At 71.2% G+C, this 15844-nt stretch carries 14 protein-coding genes and 2 pseudogenes; 7 read left to right on the top strand and 9 right to left on the bottom strand.

Annotated features, from left to right (window positions below; all coding sequences use genetic code 11):
• Positions 1-155: 155 nt before the first annotated feature.
• A pseudogene (locus RCR19_RS34950) lies at positions 156-446 on the top strand (IS701 family transposase); the annotation flags it as partial.
• Positions 447-537: 91 nt separating this feature from the next.
• Here RCR19_RS34950 and RCR19_RS34945 read toward each other — a convergent pair.
• On the bottom strand, positions 538-1749 hold the full coding sequence (locus RCR19_RS34945; protein WP_331268757.1) for an acyltransferase: 1212 nt from the start codon (positions 1747-1749) through the stop codon (positions 538-540).
• 341 nt (positions 1750-2090) lie between these two features.
• Positions 2091-3521 carry an NAD(P)/FAD-dependent oxidoreductase gene (locus RCR19_RS34940; RefSeq protein ID WP_331268756.1) on the bottom strand — a complete coding sequence of 477 codons (1431 nt, stop codon included), beginning with the start codon at positions 3519-3521 and terminating at the stop codon, positions 2091-2093.
• Between the two features lie 119 nt (positions 3522-3640).
• On the opposite strand from RCR19_RS34940, the gene trxA reads away from it, so the two are divergent.
• Positions 3641-4027: a thioredoxin gene (gene trxA / locus RCR19_RS34935; protein WP_331268755.1), complete on the top strand. Its 387-nt coding sequence runs from the start codon at positions 3641-3643 to the stop codon at positions 4025-4027.
• Positions 4028-4043: 16 nt separating this feature from the next.
• Here trxA and RCR19_RS34930 read toward each other — a convergent pair whose 3' ends face one another.
• Together RCR19_RS34930 and RCR19_RS34925 are read right to left on the bottom strand one after the other, a co-directional pair.
• Entirely contained in the window at positions 4044-5471 is a 1428-nt protein-coding gene (locus RCR19_RS34930) for an aldehyde dehydrogenase family protein (RefSeq protein ID WP_331269641.1), read from the bottom strand.
• Between the two features lie 140 nt (positions 5472-5611).
• Positions 5612-6646: a LacI family DNA-binding transcriptional regulator gene (locus RCR19_RS34925; RefSeq protein WP_331268754.1), complete on the bottom strand. Its 1035-nt coding sequence runs from the start codon at positions 6644-6646 to the stop codon at positions 5612-5614.
• 159 nt (positions 6647-6805) lie between these two features.
• Here RCR19_RS34925 and RCR19_RS34920 point away from each other — a divergent pair.
• From RCR19_RS34920 to RCR19_RS34910, 3 genes and pseudogenes are all read left to right on the top strand, one after another.
• Positions 6806-8227: pseudogene (locus RCR19_RS34920) on the top strand (amidase).
• Positions 8228-8251: 24 nt separating this feature from the next.
• Positions 8252-8470 (top strand): hypothetical protein, encoded by a 219-nt coding sequence (locus tag RCR19_RS34915; RefSeq protein ID WP_331268753.1) that lies wholly within the window; start codon positions 8252-8254, stop codon positions 8468-8470.
• A 133-nt stretch (positions 8471-8603) separates the two neighbouring features.
• On the top strand, positions 8604-10091 hold the full coding sequence (locus RCR19_RS34910; protein WP_331268752.1) for an SPFH domain-containing protein: 1488 nt from the start codon (positions 8604-8606) through the stop codon (positions 10089-10091).
• Between the two features lie 122 nt (positions 10092-10213).
• Here RCR19_RS34910 and RCR19_RS34905 read toward each other — a convergent pair whose 3' ends face one another.
• Together RCR19_RS34905 and RCR19_RS34900 are read right to left on the bottom strand one after the other, a co-directional pair.
• On the bottom strand, positions 10214-11194 hold the full coding sequence (locus tag RCR19_RS34905) for a D-cysteine desulfhydrase family protein (RefSeq protein WP_331268751.1): 981 nt from the start codon (positions 11192-11194) through the stop codon (positions 10214-10216).
• A 56-nt stretch (positions 11195-11250) separates the two neighbouring features.
• Positions 11251-11496 carry a hypothetical protein gene (locus tag RCR19_RS34900; protein WP_331268750.1) on the bottom strand — a complete coding sequence of 82 codons (246 nt, stop codon included), beginning with the start codon at positions 11494-11496 and terminating at the stop codon, positions 11251-11253.
• A gap of 246 nt (positions 11497-11742) precedes the next feature.
• Between RCR19_RS34900 and RCR19_RS34895 the strand changes: the two genes are divergently transcribed.
• The gene (locus RCR19_RS34895) at positions 11743-12807 is read left to right on the top strand and encodes an alpha/beta hydrolase (RefSeq protein WP_331268749.1); all 1065 of its coding nucleotides are present in this window, start codon (positions 11743-11745) and stop codon (positions 12805-12807) included.
• Between the two features lie 121 nt (positions 12808-12928).
• Here the strand turns inward: RCR19_RS34895 and RCR19_RS34890 are convergent, their stop codons facing one another.
• Together RCR19_RS34890 and RCR19_RS34885 are read right to left on the bottom strand one after the other, a co-directional pair.
• The gene (locus RCR19_RS34890; protein WP_059130517.1) at positions 12929-13492 is read right to left on the bottom strand and encodes a CGNR zinc finger domain-containing protein; all 564 of its coding nucleotides are present in this window, start codon (positions 13490-13492) and stop codon (positions 12929-12931) included.
• Positions 13493-13539: 47 nt separating this feature from the next.
• Positions 13540-14172 carry a TetR/AcrR family transcriptional regulator gene (locus tag RCR19_RS34885; protein WP_331268748.1) on the bottom strand — a complete coding sequence of 211 codons (633 nt, stop codon included), beginning with the start codon at positions 14170-14172 and terminating at the stop codon, positions 13540-13542.
• Positions 14173-14488: 316 nt separating this feature from the next.
• Here RCR19_RS34885 and RCR19_RS34880 point away from each other — a divergent pair, with 316 nt between their 5' ends.
• Entirely contained in the window at positions 14489-15184 is a 696-nt protein-coding gene (locus RCR19_RS34880; protein WP_331268747.1) for an SDR family oxidoreductase, read from the top strand.
• A gap of 18 nt (positions 15185-15202) precedes the next feature.
• Here the strand turns inward: RCR19_RS34880 and RCR19_RS34875 are convergent, their stop codons facing one another.
• Positions 15203-15811 (bottom strand): GPP34 family phosphoprotein, encoded by a 609-nt coding sequence (locus RCR19_RS34875; protein ID WP_331268746.1) that lies wholly within the window; start codon positions 15809-15811, stop codon positions 15203-15205.
• Between the last annotated feature and the right edge of the window lie 33 nt (positions 15812-15844).

Below are 15844 nucleotides of genomic sequence, written 5' to 3'. Positions count from 1 at the left end.
AGTGACCATCCCGCGGCGACCGGACCGTGAACTCGGACCTGCTGATATGCCCGGCCGAAGAATGGCTTGGCAGGGCCATGCGGCTTACGGCAACAGGGGTCTCACGCCCGGTCCAGGAGTGGGAGGGCCCGGGGCCTTGGCTGCGGGGCGCCTTCGCCGGCAGCCGCTGGGCGATCGAGGCATGCTTTCAGGCCGCGAAGAACGAGTGCGGCCTGGACGAGTACGAGGTCCGCCGCTACTTCGGCCGGTACCGACACATCACACTCTCGATGCCCGCCCACGCAGTCCTGACCGCATTCGCAGTCAAGGCGGCCAGCAGCGACACAAAGGGGGCTGCAGAAACGCATCAGCCCTCGTCCCGCTCACGGTGGCGGAGATCCGGCGGCTCCTGGACGCTCTCCTGCCCCGGCCACGAGCCGACCACGGCCCGGTCACCCACGCATTGAGATGGTCGGCGTGGAGAAGACGCCGTCAGGCCGTCGCCCGCCGCTGTCACTACCAAAAACGCAGCTCAGGACACGGACCGCTGCCGGAGTACTAGTTGCCCTTCCCGTCGGTGACGTTCGGTCCGGTGACGATCGGGCCGTTGTGGCGGGCGTCCACGGGGCGGGTGACGAGGATGGCGGTGACCAGGGCCAGCGTGACGCAGCAGACGGTCAGCACGGGGAGGAGCGCACGGGGGCGCCAGGACGAGGCGCGAACGGGGCGTTCGATCAGCCGGTAGCCGGCAGCGGAGAGCAGGACGGACATGCTGAGGGCCACGGGCACCTTCGTGCCCTGGTTCCACTCCGGGTGGCTGACACCGAGGTAGACCCATACGGGCCAGTGCCACAGGTAGAGCCCGTAGCTGCGGTGCCCGAGCCAGAGGAGCGGGCGGGACGACAGTACGTTGCCGAAGCGGTCCGCGTGCGCGATGGCATCAATGAGGGCGCCCGCCGCGATCCCCGCCAGAGGCAGTTGCCAGGCGTAGAACGCAGGTGTGTTGATGTCCGCCGTGCACCACAGCCAGCCGAGGGCCGCTACCGCCGGCCAGGACAGCCGGGAGAGCAGGCCCGGGCGGAAGGCGATGGCGGCTCCGAGCAGGAGCGCCCCGGCCCGGGTGTCGGTGCCCAGATAGGCGCGATCCTGGGCGCCGGGGAGGTAGAGCAGGTGTGCCAGCAGGTAGCAGACCGCGGCGGTCGCGAGGAGAGGCCGGTGGGGATGGCGGATCCGTCGGGCTCCCCAGGTGGTGAGCCCGATCAGCACGAGGGGCCACAGGAGGTAGAACTGCTCCTCGACGGCCAGCGACCAGAGGTGGTTCAGCGGCGCCTGCTCCTGCGCCACGTCCCAGTAGTCGATGTGTCCAAGGATCGCGTACCAGTTGGACGTGTACGTGAGGGCGGCCAGTGTCTGGGCGTTGACAGTGGGACGCAGTCCTGGAGGGTCCTGCAGGAGCACCCACCCTTGGACGGCTGCGACCACCAGCAGGACGGCGGGCAGGAGCCGCTTGACTCGCCGGAACCAGAAGCCGGCCAGTGAGGGGCGCGGGGTTCGGGCTCGTTCCGCCAGGAGCAGCCGGGTGATGACGAACCCCGAGATGACGAAGAAGAGATCGACACCGAGGGAGCCGCCGTCGAGCCCGGCCCCGTAGTGGAACGCGATCACCGCGGCGACGGCGCGCAGGCCGTCGATCGCGTCGATTCTCTGGTGGGGAGTCCGTCTTTCGACTGTGGCCGGGGGTTGTTCGAGGGCCAGCGACACCTCAGGCACCGTCCTTGGCGAACATGGTGTTCAGGGCCCAGTCGGCCAGTCGTGCGCGGGCGGGTCGGGGCGAAGCCCAGAGCACCATCGGTTCCGGAGAGTTCGGGCATGTCTTCAAGTACGTGAAGTTCGACTGAGGCGACGGATCCGGTTCAGGCACCGGGTCCGTGCGGAGTCGGGGACCGGTGCGGCGGCGGTGGGGCCTGAACGCCCTGAATCCGCCTCGCAGTCGGTTTGCCGCTCAGGAGTCATGGACCGTACGGGGAGGGCGCCCGCGGTGGGTTCCGCGGGCGCCCCGCCGTCCTCAGGGAGCGGGGCGGGGGCCCGGCTGTCCCCCGCCGGTGACGTCGTCAGCCCCGGTACGCCTCGAGCAGGCGCAGCCAGACCTCACTGATCGTCGGGTACGACGGCACGGCATGCCACAGACGGTTGATCGGCACCTCGCCGGCGATCGCGATGCTCGCCGAGTGGATCAGTTCGCCGACACCGGGGCCGACCAGCGTGACGCCGAGCAGGGTCTCGCTGTCCAGGTCGACGACCATGCGGGCACGGCCGCGGTAGCCGTCGGCGTACAGACCGGCCCCCGCCACCCGTGACAGGTCGACGTCGACGGCCCGCACACGGCGGCCCGCCTCCTCCGCCTCGGCGAGGGAGAGCCCCACGGCCGCCGCCTCCGGGTCGGTGAAGACCACCTGAGGAACGGCCGCGTGGTCGGCGGTCGCGGCATGGGCTCCCCAGCGGTCCGTCTCCAGCAGCGGGACGCCCGCCGCGCGGGCCGCGATCGCCGCTCCCGCGATACGCGCCTGGTACTTGCCCTGGTGGGTGAGAAGCGCCCGATGGTTGACGTCGCCGACCGCATACAGCCATTCGCTGTCGGTGACCCTCAGTGTGTCGTCGACCGAGAGCCAGGAACCCGGCTCCAGGCCGACGGTCTCGAGCCCGATGTCCTCGGTGCGGGGCGCACGGCCCGTGGCGAAGAGGATCTCGTCGGCCTCGATACGGTCACCGGTGTCCGTGACGACCACGAGCGTGCCGCCCTCGCGCCGTACGGACTCGATCGAAGTGCCGGTGCGTACGTCCGCTCCCGCCTCCGTGAGCGCCTCGGCGACCAGTTCCCCGGCGAAGGGCTCCATACGCGACAGCAGGCCCTTGCCGCGAACCAGGAGGGTCACCTGGGAGCCCAGGGCCTGCCAGGCCGTGGCCATCTCGACGGCGACCACGCCTCCGCCCACGACGACCAGGCGGCCCGGGGCGTCCTTGGCGCTCGTCGCCTCGCGGCTCGTCCAGGGCTTCACCTCGCTGAGCCCCGGCAGGCCGGGCAGCAGGGCGCGGCTGCCCGTGCACACGGCCACCGCGTGCCGCGCGGTGAGCACGCGTTGTTCTCCGTCGGGCCCGGTCACGGTGACCGTGCGCGGCCCGGCGAGCCGACCCTGGCCCCGGTAGAGGTCGGCCCCGACGCCGTCCAGCCAGGCGACCTGGCCGTCGTCCTTCCAGTCCGAGACCTCGTAGTCGCGGTGGGCCAGGACCGCGGGCACATCGAGGTCGCCCTGTGCCAGCTGGGCGAGGCCGGGCACGCGGCGGGCGTCGGCGCGGGCGATCACCGGCCGCAGCAGGGCCTTGCTGGGCATGCACGCCCAGTACGAGCACTCGCCGCCGACCAGTTCGCTCTCCACGACCGCGGTGGAGAGGCCGGCCGCACGCGTGCGGTCGGCGACGTTCTCCCCCACGGGTCCGGCGCCGAGCACCACTACGTCGTAGGCGATGGATTCCGTTTCCGTCATGGGGACAGTCTGGTTGTTGGTGTGCGCGGTGGCCACACGGGTACGCGCGCGGAATACATACCCCTGTGTCGCCGTTGTGGACAGCGGCTCAGCCCCGACATCAGGAAGAGGGATAGGCAATGAGCAGCACCGTGGAGCTCACCAAGGAAAACTTCGACCAGACGGTGCAGGACAACGACTTCGTCCTGATCGACTTCTGGGCGTCCTGGTGCGGGCCGTGCCGTCAGTTCGCCCCCGTGTACCAGAAGGCCGCCGAGGACAACCCCGACCTCGTGTTCGGCAAGGTGGACACGGAGGCGCAGCCCGAGCTGGCGGCGGCCTTCGGCATTCAGTCGATCCCCACTCTGATGATCGTCCGTGACCGCGTGGCCGTGTTCGCGCAGCCGGGCGCCCTGCCGCAGGCGGCCCTCGACGACGTCATCGGGCAGGCCCGCAAGCTGGACATGGACGAGGTCCGCAAGGCGGTCGCCGAGCAGCAGTCCAGCGCCGACCAGAACGGCGAGTGACGCCGGCAGGCAACGCCTAGTAGGGGTAGATCGCCACATCCTCGCGCACCGTCGTCCAGCGTTCGTCGGTGAAGGCCTCGATCACGGCCTCATCTCCGAAGCGGGCGGCGGTGCCGCAGGACACGGCGGCCCCGAAGGGCACCGCGTCGCTCACGGTCTGGTCGTTGACGTGCGCGATGCCCGTACGGATGCGCGCCGCCAGTTCGAGACCGCGCACGGTGTCCCGGGTGACGATCCCGACCGAGAGGCCGTACGGCCCGGCTGACGCCAGGGTCGCGGCCTCTTGCGCCGTATGGAAGGGTCGCACGGGCGCGACCGGCCCGAAGACGTCCTCCGTGTAGGCGGGTGTGCTGTCGCCGGCGCCCGCCAGCACCGTCGGCCGGTAGAACAGCTCCCGGTACGTGCCGCCCGCCACGAGTTTCGCGCCGCGGGCCGTACTGGCCTCCACCAGTCCGTGGATCCGGTCGAGTTGGGCGGCGTCGATGACGGGCCCGAGGTGCACCTGTTCACGGTGAGGATCGCCGACGGTGAGGGCGTCGGCCTTGGCCGCCAGGCGCTCGACGTACTCGTCGTACAGCGAGGCGTGGACGAGGTGACGGCCCGTGGCCGTGCGGACCTGCCCCTGATGGAAGAAGGACCCCCAGGCCGCCGCCGGGATCACTGCGTCGAGGTCGGCGTCCTCAAGGACGATCAGCGCGGAGTTTCCTCCGAGCTCCACATGGGCCCGCTTGAGATGGTGTCCGGCGGCCTCGGCGACCGCACGGCCGGCGGTGGTGGAGCCGGTGAAGGAGATGACCGCGATCCTCGGGTCGGCGATCATCTCCTGCCCCACGTCGGGTTCGGCGGGAAGCACGTGCAGCAGGTCGGCCGGCAGTCCGGCCTCGGCGAGGACGGCGGCGGGACAGAATCCTCCGCAGACGGCGGTGCGCGGATCGGGCTTGAGCACGACGGCGTTGCCGAGCGCGAGTGCCGGTGCCGAAGCGCGCACGGCGAGGAACAGCGGGGCGTAGAACGGCGCGATCACGCCCACCACGCCGACGGGTACACGGCGGGTGTACGACAGCGGGGCCGCCTCCGACTGCAGGACCTGGCCGGTGGGCCGGGACGCCAGAGCAGCCGCCTCGTAGCACTGCCGAACGGCGGCGCGCAACTCGAGGTCGGCCTTCTCCCGGACCGACCCGGACTCGCGGACGATCCAGTCGCGCAGCTCGTCCCCGTGCGCGGCGAACAGGTCCCCCGCCTTGCGGAGCACGGCGGCGCGTTCGGAGTGCGCAGCCCGGGACCACGCGTGGCGGGCGGCGTCCGCGGCCGAGGCCGCCACCGCCACGTCCTGTTCGGACGCGAGGGTGACGGTGGTCAGTGTGTCTCCCGTGGCGGGCTCGGTGACGGCGTAGTCGGCGCCGGTCAGCGGCCGGGACCGCCACTTCGTCGGGTCGAGCGGCATCACGGCTCTCCCATCGGTCACCGGACGGGACCTCCGCCCAGGCGGACGTCCCGTGTCGTTCGCGGCCGGTCGGACGGCCACCGGGCGCGCCGACCGCCGACGACGACGGGAGCGGCGGGTGCTCCGCGTCCGCCGTGCGTTCAGCTGGACTCGCGGTGCACGACCCGCGCCCCGAGCACCTTGTGCGCCTCCGGCACACCTCCAGGATCGCGCACGACACGGTCGACCAGCTCGGCGAGAAAGCGTCCGGACGGCAGTTCGATATGCACGGTGCTCAGCCGCGGACGCAGCAGCCGCCCGAGCAGGAGGTCGTCGGCGCCGATGACGGCTGTCTCCTCCGGAATCATCACCCCGTCGTCCTGCAGTGCGCGCATCAGCAGCATCGCGTACTCGTCGTTGTAGGCGAACACGGCGTCCAGACCGAGCGAGCGCCAGCGGCGGGCGATCCGGGCGGCGGCCTCCTCCTCGTACGCGAGCGGCAGCTCCGTGACGGCCGCCCCCGTGTCCTCCAGTGCGCACCGCACCCCTTCGAGCCTTGGCCTGGAGAAGTACTCCAGGCCGGGCTCCTGAGGAATGACCACGCCGATCCGGCGGCGCCCCCTGGCGAGCAGGTGCGCTCCCGCGCCGTGACCGACCCCGTAGTGGTCCGTGACCAGCGCATGCGCGCCCTCGACACGCTCTGGGCCGAGGGTCACCACGGCACGCGCTCCGGAGCGCTTGAGGATCCGCACACCTGTCGGGCCGAGGCCGCCGCCGGGGACGATCACCGCCACGGGCCGCAACTCGGCCCAGGCACGGGCGGCTTCGTCACCGTGCAGACCCATGCCGGCGTGCTGAACGACCGTGTAGTCGAGGCGGCTGAGAGCCCACTGCAGTTCGTTGATGAACTGACCGTACAGCGGACCCACCGGCACGTTCGGGGCCGGCATGAGGACCATGCGGCTGTGCCCGGCGCGCAGACTGCGGGCCGCGGCGTGCGGAACGTACCCCAACTCCTCGGCGGCCGCGCGGACGCGGCGGCGCGTGGGTTCGCTGATGCGTACGGCGCCTGCGTTGTTCAGGACGTACGAGACGGTCGCGCGCGAGACACCGGCCAGGCGGGCCACATCGGCACTCGTCGGCACGGCGGGGGGTGCGGACGACGCAGGGTCGGGCCGTTCAGGTATCTCCACCATGACGCACCGCATCTTTGCAGAACGGTCACGGCGGGTGGCCTTCGGGTGCGAGGTGGCTCCTCAACAACCCTTGTGACAAGGGAAGTCGGGCAATCGACGGTCTGGCGAGCGGCCACAGGTTACCGTTCGGTAGACAACGGACTCGCGGAGGTGTCCCCCATGGCGTCCGACCGTACTCCCGGGCTGGCCGACTGCGCCCGTATGCTCGCCGCGGGCGAGGTTACGTCCCGCGTCCTCGTGGAGCGCGCGTTGGCGCGGATCGAGGCGACGCAGTCCTCGGTCAACGCCTTTCGCCTGGTGCGCACCGAGGCCGCCCTCGCCGAGGCGCAGGCGGCCGACGACGAGCTCGCGGCCGGGGTACGGCGACCGCTGCTCGGTGTGCCGGTGGCCGTCAAGGACGACATGGACGTGGCGGGCGAGCCGACCGCGTTCGGCTGTCGGGGGGCGTTTCCGCCCGCGGCCGAGGACGGCGAGGCGGTACGGCGGCTGCGGGCGGCAGGTGCAGTGATCGTCGGCAAGACCAACACCTGCGAACTGGGGCAGTGGCCGTTCACCGAGGGGCCCGCCTTCGGTGAGACCCGCAACCCGTGGAACCTCGGCCACACCCCCGGCGGCTCGTCAGGTGGGTCCGCCGCCGCGGTGGCCGCCGGCCTCGTTCCGGCGGCGTTGGGCTCGGACGGCGCCGGGTCGGTCCGTATCCCGGCCGGCTGGACTCATCTGGTGGGCATCAAACCCCAGCGCGGCCGCATCTCGACCTGGCCGCGCCCCGAGTAGTTCCAGGGCATCACCGTCAACGGCACACTGGCCCGTACGGTGGCGGACGCGGCCCTGCTCCTGGACGCGGCCGGCGGCAACCACGACGGTGACCTGCACCGGCCGACCGCCCTCGACGCCTCGGCCGCGGTGGGGCGCGATCCCGGCAGGCTGCGGATCGCCCTGTCGCTGAAGCCGCCCTTCACCGCGGTGCCCGCGCGCCTCGATCCCCGCATACGGGACCGCGTCCGCGCGCTCGCCGAGCGGCTGGCCGCGCTCGGGCATGTCGTGGAGGAGGCGGAACCGCGCTACGGGCAGATCGGACTCGCCTTCGTACCACGGGCGACCGCCGGGATCGCCGAGCGGGTGCGGGACGTACCGTCGCCCCACCTGCTGGACCGGCGCACCCGTGACGCGGCACGCCTGGGCCGGCTGCTCGGCGGGGCACCGCTGCGTGTGGCGCGGCGCGCGGAGGCGGCGCTGCACCGCCGGGTGGGGTCGCTGTTCACGAGGTACGACGTCGTGCTCGCCCCGACAACGGCCGCTCCCCCGCCGCGCATCGGGACGCTGGCGAACATGAGCGGCTGGAACACCGACCGCGCGATGATCGCCGCCTGCCCGTACGCGTGGCCGTGGAACGTGCTGGGGTGGCCCGGCGTCAACGTCCCGGCGGGCTTCGTCGACGGGCTGCCGGTGGGTGCCCAACTGCTCGGCCCGGCGCACAGCGAGCCCCCTCTGGTGTCGCTGGCGGCGCAGTTGGAGGCGGACCTCCGATGGTACGAACACCGGCCCGGGCGAGGGATGTCGGCGGACAACCGGGCGGCGTAGGCCCGTTGACCGTACGCTGGGGACATGGGCGATGCGTCGTTGGTCGGCTTGATGGGGCGTGTCACCGGCACCGTGGGGCCCGGGCTGGTCGGTGAGGTGATGCTCCGTGTGCGCGGCGGCGCCGAGCACTTCCTCGCCTATCCCGCGGACGGCAAGGGGCGTATCGAGCCGGGCACGGTGGTCATGGTGGTGGAGCACCTGCCGCCGCGGACCGTCTACGTCGAGACCGTGTACGACAGTTGAGCCCACCTCGTCGCAGGTGAGAGCCGTTCGTGTCAAGATGGCGACAAGGATCCGTCAGCGTCTTCACCCCCGGCTTGCACAGGCGCACACTCCCTTCGTTCGGTGCCGACCCGGCACCAGGCAAAGGGGGCGCATGCCGATGGTCGTCGGCGTCGTGGCGGGGGCGGTTGTCCTCGCACTGGTTTGCATCGTTGGTGTCTTCAAGCTCATGTGGCGTGTCGCGGAGCCCAACGAAGCGCTGATCATCTCCGGTTCGAAGCATCGGACCGAAGGCCTCGAAGAGGGAATGGGATTCCGCATCGTCACAGGGCGCGGCACGCTGGTGATGCCGGGTGTGCAGGCGGTGCGCAAACTCTCGCTGGACCTCAACGAGACGGAACTGCAGGTGGACTGCGTGACGCAGCAGGGCATTCCGCTGCGGGTGCGGGGCGTGGTCATCTTCAAGGTGGGCGACGACTTCGTGTCGATCGCCAACGCGGCCCGCCGCTTCCTTGACCAGCAGAAGCTGATGTCGGAGCGCGTGCACAACGTGTTCGCGGGTCATCTGCGGTCCATCGTGGGCGGGTTGACGGTCGAGGACATGATCCGCGACCGGGACAAGCTCACCGGGCAGACTCGGGCGGCGTGCGGCACGGAGATGGAGAAGCTCGGTCTGATCGTCGACTCGCTGCAGATCCACGAGATCGAGGACCCGACGGGGTACATCCGCAACCTCGCCGCGCCGCATGCGGCGGCGGTGCAGCGGGACGCACGTATCGCGCAGGCCGAGGCGAACCGACTCGCCACAGAGGCGGAGCAGCAGTCCTTCGCGCGGATGGCGGAGGCGACACGGGACAGCGAGATCCTGCAGGCCGGTTACCAGGCGGAACGTGACAAGGCGGCCGCCGCGGCGCGTCAGGCCGGTCCGCTCGCCGACGCGGCGGCCCGGCAGGAGGTCGTCGTGCAGGAGACCCGGGTCGCCGAACTCGAGGCGCACCGGCGCGAACAGCAACTCCAGGCGGATGTCCGCAAGCCGGCGGACGCCAAGGCCTACGAGAAGCGCACGCTGGCCGAGGCCGAGCGCGATGTGCGGATCTCCTCGGCGCAGGCGAAGGCGAAGGAGACCGAACTGGCCGCCGCGGCCGAGGCGACCCGGGTCAAGACGGCCGCGGGCGCCGAGGCCGAGGCGACCAAGACGCGGGGTGCGGCCGCCGCGGCGGCGACCCGTGCCACCGGTGAGGCGGAGGCGGCCGCGGCCCAGGCCAAGGGCTTGGCGCAGGCCGAGGCGACCAAGGCCCAGGGTCTGGCCGAGGCCGAGTCCATCAAGGCGCGCGCCGCGGCCCTCGCGGAGAACCAGGAGGCCGTGGTCGCGCAGCAACTGGCCGAGAAGTGGCCGGAGATCGTCCAGGCGGGCGCGTCCGCCTTCGGCAACGTCGACAACATGGTGCTGCTCAACGGCGCCGACGGAATGGCCGATGTCTTCGCCAAGGCGCTGACGATGGGTGGTACCGGTCTGGGTCTCGCCCGCCAACTGCTGTCCTCGATGAACCAGAACGGCACGGCGTCGAACGGCGCTGTCGGGCTCAACGGTTCCACACCGCCGCGCCCGGAGAAGGTCACGGTGGAGAAGGGCGAGGGGTGAGGGCGGACGCGCCGGTTTCCCGAGTCGTTCGGGGGCCGGGGCGATGAGCCGCTGAAGCACGGGGACTTCGGGCGTACGGGAGATCTCCCGTACGCCCGAGGCGCGTTCGGACCGGCGGACTGTCAGCCGGACCTGTGCGAGCGCAGTGCCGCGACGGAACGATGCACGGCTTCGGCGTGTCCGAACAGCCCGGGGAGTCCGCCGGTGTGGAGGAACACGGTGCGTTGTCCCCTGCGGATGTCGCCGTCCCGGACGGCGGCGATCAGACCGGCCATGGCCCGCCCGGTGTAGACCGGGTCGAGGACGATGCCCTCGGTGGCCGCGGCTGTCCGCATCGCCTCCAGAACCGGCTCGTGCAGGACGCCGTATGCGGCGCCCACCTGGTCGGTACGGACACGGAGGGTCCCGGGGACGACAGGGCGGCCCATGAGCGCACCGGCGAGGTCGGCCACGGTCGCGGCCGGTTCGGCCACCGCCCCGCAGTGCACACCGAGGACGCGCTCGGCACCCAGGGCGCCGATCAGTCCGGCCATGGTGCCGCCGGAGCCCAGGGCGACCACGACGTGGTCCACGTCGGGCAGTTGGGTCCGCAGCTCCTCGCCGCCTTCGACGTATCCCCGTGCTCCGAGAGGGCTGGAGCCCCCGAACGGGATCAGGTACGGGTGGGCGCCTTCCCGGGCCAGTTCCCGGCAGACCTCCTCGGCGGCGCCGGCGAGTTCGCTCGGAGTGCCGTCCCCGGCCCAGTGGATCCTCGCGCCGAAGAGGCCGTCGAGCACCAGGTTGCCCGAGCCGCCGGCGGCGCCGTCGGGTGTGCCGGGGAAGACGAGCACGACGTCGAGTCCCAGGCGCGCTGCGGCGGCCGCGGTGAGCCGGGCGTGGTTGCTCTGTGCGGCGCCGGTGGTGACCAGGGTGTCCGCGCCTTCCGCGAGGGCGGCCCCGACGGTCCATTCCAGTTTGCGGACCTTGTTTCCGCCGCCACCGAGGCCGATGAGGTCGTCCCGCTTGATCCACAGGTCGTTCTCGCCCAGCCCGATGGCCGCCGCCAGCCGTGGCAGGGGTTCCAGCGGTGTGGGCCAGGTCGACAGGGTGATCTTGTCACTCATGGATTCTCCAGATCGAGCGGGCCACCGGATTTTCCCCCCGGGTGTTCAGCAGACCGTCAGAAGACCTGGGTGAAGCAGCCGACGGCGATCACGAGCGTTGCCACGATCGCCGACATGATCTTAAGGGTTTGGGACATCGTTCCGGACTCCTCGTGCGGCGACGGACGGACGGGGGCCGGCCACCGCTCGGGGCGGACCCCGGTGACTCGTGTCCCGCCCTCCTCCTCGATGAACGCGGCCGGGGCCGAGTCCACCGTGACCGGCTGCCGTCCGCTGGTTGCCGGCCACCACACTGCACGCATCAATCATCACCCGTCAAGAGGGTGATGCAGAACTTCCACACAACCTTTCACCCAGGCAGACGGGCACGAGATCGCACGCTCGGGATGCCCCAGGATGGAGATTCGTCACCGGTTTGACAGGTGACTAGCGCCATGCAAGGGTCTTGCCACGAGCCTATGGCGATCACTGGTCCCCCGCGATTCGGGCGCGGCCGGACGATGCGCAAGCGGCCGTCACAGCCGTACGACTCAGGAGAGAGGTCTCGGATGATCAACAGGCGGAGCTTCGGCAAGGTCGCGGGTGTGGGTGCGGTCGGGACGTCGCTGATCGGCTGGGGCGCGAGCTCGGCCGGGGCCGCGTCAGCCGCGCCGAGCGGGATGCGGACGTCCGGGAGCCCGAACGCCGGGCGGGGACACACGTCGTTCGGCCCGCTGCGGCAGATCAAGGCGGGTGAGCTCAGCATCGGCTACGCCGAGGCGGGCCCCGCCCACGGCCCCGCGGTCATCCTCCTGCACGGCTGGCCCTACGACATCCACAGCTATGTCGATGTCGCGCCGCTACTGGCGGCCAGGGGATATCGGGTGATCGTGCCCTATCTGCGCGGCCACGGAACGACACGTTTCCTGTCCGAGAAGACCTTCCGCAACGCCCAGCAGTCGGTGGTCGCCCTCGACATCATCGCCCTGATGGACGCACTGCGGATCGAGAAGGCCGTCCTCGCCGGTTACGACTGGGGGTCGCGGACGGCGGACATCATCGCGGCGCTGTGGCCCGAGCGCTGCAAGGCGCTGGTCTCCGTGACCGGCTACCTGATAACCAACCGTGAGGCCAACAAGCAGCCGGCGCCCCCCGCGACCGAGTGGGCGTGGTGGTACCAGTACTACTTCTCCACGGAGCGGGGGCGCCTCGGACTGGAGAACCCGCAGTACCGGGACGAACTGGCCCGGCTCGTCTGGAAGTTCAACTCGCCGACCTGGAACTTCGACGACGCCACGTTCGAGCGCACCGCAACAGCGTTCGACAACCCCGACTACGTCGCCATCGTGATCCACAACTACCGCTGGCGACTGGGGCTCGCGGCGGGCGACCCGCGCTACGACTCCCTCGAACAGCGGCTCGCCCAGGGACCCGTCATCGGTGTTCCGACCGTCACCCTCGACGGGGAGGTCGACCCGTTCACGCCCGCCGGTGACGGGTCGATGTACCGGGACAAGTTCTCCGGCCCCTATGCGCACAGGACCCTGAAGGGCATCGGCCACAACGTGCCCCAGGAGGCCCCGAAGGCGTTCGCCGAAGCGGTCGTGGAGGCCGACTCCCTGCGGCGCCGCTGATCCGCCGGAGCGGACGGTGCGCCGGCCGGCCCGTTGCCTCCACGGTCAAGATCCCCTGCCGAGTGCGTCGGGTCGGTCGCCCTCGGAGTCCCGTCGCAGCGCGCAGGGGCCGCTCGCCCGGTCAGCGGGAGGCGGGCACCTGGGCTTCCTTCTTGCGGGCGCGGTAGGCCTGCGCCTTGAGCTTGTTACCGCAGGACTCCATGCCGCACCACTGCCGGCGCATGCCACGCGAACGGTCGATATAGACCCGCGTGCACTGCGGATTGCCGCACTCCTTCATCAGCGGCACATCCGGCCCGCTCAGAAGTTCGACGGCATGTCGCGCCACCACGGAGAGCGCCTCGTCGGGTGTCGCGTCCGTCCAGCGCCCCGTGGGGGTCAGCTGGGGCGTGGCGGGCTGCATACGGGCGGCGGCGTTCACGACGGCGAGCGCCCCCCGGTCGAACTCCTCCCCGGCGATCCGGGCGCCGACCAGCGTGTAGATCGCCTCCCGGACCTCGATGGCCCGCTCCACGTCGGACTCACGGCTCGGGGTGACGGCGTCGACGATCCCGGATTCGACAAACCAGGCGTCCAGCCGGTCCGGAGACACGAACATCTCGAACCGCACCGAACGGCGCGCGCGCAGCGTCGCGGCGAAGTCGAGGGCGGGGCTCCCGCACGGAAAGGCATGCTCCAGTTTCACGTCACCATTTTGACAGGTGACATGCGTCACGGCAACAGCGTCACCCCTCAGACGAGTGACGCTCCCGCGCGATGCGACGCACCGGGTGCCGCGGCGCCGAGAAGGGCCAGGCAGTTCGCCCACAGGGCGTCGAGGCGCTGCGTGTTGTTGTAGAGCTTGGCGAACAGTACCTGCCCCTCGAGCTGGGCGACCACGGATCGGGCGGCCTCGCGGCTGTCCGCGACGGTGACCTCTCCACCCTCGCGCGCCTGCGCGACGACCTCCTCGACCATGTCCACCTGGGCCTCGAAGATCTGCTGCAGCCGTTCGCGGATGGCCTCGGTCTGGTTGCTCATCTCCAGGGACAGGTTCCCGAACAGGCAGCCCGAGACGGTGCCGCAGCTCTGCTGTCCGGCGCGCTGCTCGGCCTCGGTCTCCTCGAACAGCTGCCGCAGACGTTCGAGCGGCGGGGCATCGCCACGCAGGATGCGGTTCCACCCGGCGTACTGCCCGGCCCAGTGCTCGTCGAGCACCGCGAGGGCGAGCTCCTCCTTGGAGTCGAAGAAGTAGTAGAAGCTACCCTTCGGCACTTCTGCCGCCTTGCAGATCTCGGCCACTCCCAGCGCCGAGTAGCCCCGCTGCTCGATCAGCGACTGAGCGGCCGTGAGGATCCGCTCCTTGGCATCACTGGTTCGTCCCATGGCGTCAGTCTACGACCGGTCGTCTACTTTCGGATCACCGGGCCGGGCATCTCCTCGCCCCCATGGGGGCGGTCACGGTGCCGACGTGACCGCCCCGGCACCCACGAGACCGGCAGCCACGGGGCGGCCGGCGTCGCGGACGTGGGCTTCGGCGACCCGAACGGCCAGGGGTCCCGGTTCCGCCGGTGTCCCCACGAATCGCGTGGAGGCGCGCGGCAGGGCCCGCGGGTGCGAGCGGTCGTGTCGCGCGCGATGGTGAGTCGGTGGGCCTTGGCCCCTTCATGGCCGCGCAGGGCGGGACTGCGGAGGAGGAGCGATGGACATCAAAGGCTCGGTGGCCCTCGTGACGGGGGCCAACCGCGGTATAGGCAGGGCGTTCACCCGTGCGTTGCTCGACCACGGCGCGGCCAAGGTCTACGCGGCCGTGCGGGACCCGGACAGTGTCACCGACACCGATGTCACACCGTTGCGGCTCGACGTGACCGACCATGAGCAGGTCGCCGCGGCCGCCGAGGCGGCGGGCGACGTCACCATTGTGATCAACAACGCCGGTGTCGGCGGCTGGGAGACGAAGCTGCTCGAGGGCTCGTTCGACGGCGCCCACGAGGCCATGGAGGTCAACCTCTTCGGCACCTGGGCCGTCGCCCGCGCCTTCGCCCCCGTGCTCGCCCGGAACGGCGGCGGCGCCCTGGTGAACATGCTGTCGGTGGCGTCCTGGGTCGGCCGGCCCGGCTGGCCGGGTTATGCGGCGTCCAAGGCCGCGCAGTGGTCCCTGACCAGTGCCTTGCGGGAGGCCCTGCGCGACCAGGGGACCCAGGTGGTCGGGGTGCATGCCGGCTTCGTGGAGACGGACCTGGCCTCCTGGGTGGACGCCCCGAAGATCACCCCTGAGGACGTGGCCGAGCAGACCGTGCGCGCCCTGATCGAGGACAGGGTCGAGGTCCTCACCGACGAAGGCACACGCGAGGTCAAGGCGAACCTGTGTCGCCCCCTGGATGCCGAGGCACTCTGAGGCTCGCGCCCCGGCGCCTCAGGCGGGTCCCCGCCAGATGTTGTCGAAGGCCGCCTTCTCGATGTCCCGCCGCTGCCGTACGGCCGTCAGCTCCGTCACCGCGTCGTCGACGGCCGCGAGCACCGTCGCCACCGCCTCGCCGACCTCGTCGGGGAGTTCCGCCGTCGGCATGTCCCGGATGCCGACGGTTGCGGCGAGCGTGGCGAGCACCGGCTCCTCCGACGTCCACCGGTCCGTGGCCCGGCGCCGGTCGGGCGAGTCGACCAGCGACGCCACTCCGGTCCAGGACGGCAGCCAGCGGCGGTGCTGCCGCGTGAACCGCCCCTCCTCCTCGAAGACGGTCAAATAGACCGACGACAGACCCCGCCCCCGGCGCCACAGCCAGTCCTCGACCGACTCGTGCGGCATCTGCCGCACGAGGGACGACGCGGCGTCCTTCACCAGGCGGTCGTCCGTCACCGGCGGATCGGCCGGCACGATGCGGTCACCGTCCAGCGAGACGGCCCGGGCGTCGAGAAGGTCGAGCAATTCGGCTCCCGCGAGCGAAAGCGACAGCTCACCCTGTTCGGCGGGACGGCCGGGGGTGGCGTCCAGGGCGACTATGAGCAGATCCCGTGCAGTGGTCATGCGTGACTCCACGTCTCAGGCCGGGGGTGGCAT

Source organism: Streptomyces sp. WAC07094 (genome assembly GCF_036320405.1).
Classification (GTDB): Bacteria; Actinomycetota; Actinomycetes; order Streptomycetales; family Streptomycetaceae; genus Streptomyces; species Streptomyces lannensis.
Note: the sequence above shows the minus strand (reverse complement) of the source record. Positions and strands in the feature narration are given on the sequence as shown.